A 1048-nucleotide genomic window follows, 5' to 3' on the forward strand; every position below is an offset into this window, starting at 1 on the left:
GCCGCACTTCAGGCGTGCGTCGGGTTCGGTGTGCGGGTGAGCGGAACTGCACTCGCTCGCGCTGAGCGCCTACCTCGCCGCCGGGGACTGGGCTACAACCGAGTTCCATGCAACATGCACACCGATGCCTGGCTGCCCTTCGGCCCCACACGCTTCGTTCTCGCGCCACCGCGACGAGCCGCCTGGCGCACGCCCAACTTGCGCAAAGCGATGTCGAGGCTGCCACGCACACCGCGATGCGTGTGCCGGCCGAAGCAGCTACCCAGCACGCGAGGGTCTCCCGCATGCTGCAAGAGTTCAGCGCTGCCCTGCGTGCCACGGCGCCCGGCAGCACCAGCACACACAACTGAACCGAGCACACCGCCGCATGGAGGCCCACCGCATGACTTCGGCACCCGCCATCGAACTCCGTACATTCACCGACCTGGACGCTGCTCGCGGCGACCTGCTCGATGTGTACGCCGAAGTACGCGCCCCACTCCTGCACTTGCCGAACTACGCTGTCACGTCCTTCGGGGAACGCCTGGATCGGCACAGCACGGAACCGGGCTTCAAGGCTGTGCTGGCCTACGAGGGCGAGCATCCGGTGGGCTACGCCTACGGGAACCGGATCGAGGACGGAGACCGCTACTGGCAGCGCACCAGCCCGCCTCCCAGCGAGAAGTACACGGCGCGGCCCGCGATCGCCCTCAAGGAGATCGGCGTGCGACCGGGCTGGCGCGGCACAGGTGTTGCGCGCCGCATCCACGACGAGCTACTGGCCGGCCGGGAGGAGCCGTACGTCACGCTCATGGTCAACGAGGCGGCGGGGGATGGGAAGGTGCATGCCCTGTACCTATCATGGGGGTACGAGGACATCGGCCACAGCCAGCCTTCTCCGGCCTCACCGAGGCTGACCGTGATGATCCGCCCCATCTGGTAGACAGCGGATCAAGGTCGAAGCGGCACGGTGTGAGACGCGCCGACCAGCGCGCTGTGTGCTCCAGTGCCGCTTGATCAATCGAACCTGCGATTCACCCCTGGGCCCAGTCGAGCTGCCTGCGGACAT

At 67.4% G+C, this 1048-nt stretch carries 1 protein-coding gene and 1 pseudogene; both read left to right on the plus strand.

All coding sequences use genetic code 11. The features are described 5' to 3' along the window. Nucleotides 1–40: 40 nt before the first annotated feature. Nucleotides 41–350, plus strand: a pseudogene (locus ACWCV3_RS29045) (hypothetical protein); the annotation flags it as partial. A gap of 32 nt (nucleotides 351–382) precedes the next feature. Then, a complete protein-coding gene (locus tag ACWCV3_RS29050; protein WP_451230380.1) occupies nucleotides 383–922 on the plus strand; it encodes an N-acetyltransferase family protein in 540 nt (179 codons plus the stop codon). Nucleotides 923–1048: the final 126 nt, after the last annotated feature.

This window comes from Streptomyces sp. NPDC001781, assembly GCF_053596035.1.

Excerpts from the sequence above, each read along its gene's own strand:
- ACWCV3_RS29050 (WP_451230380.1), top strand. The coding sequence starts at position 383 with ATGACTTCGGCACCCGCCATCGAACTCCGTACATTCACCGACCTGGAC.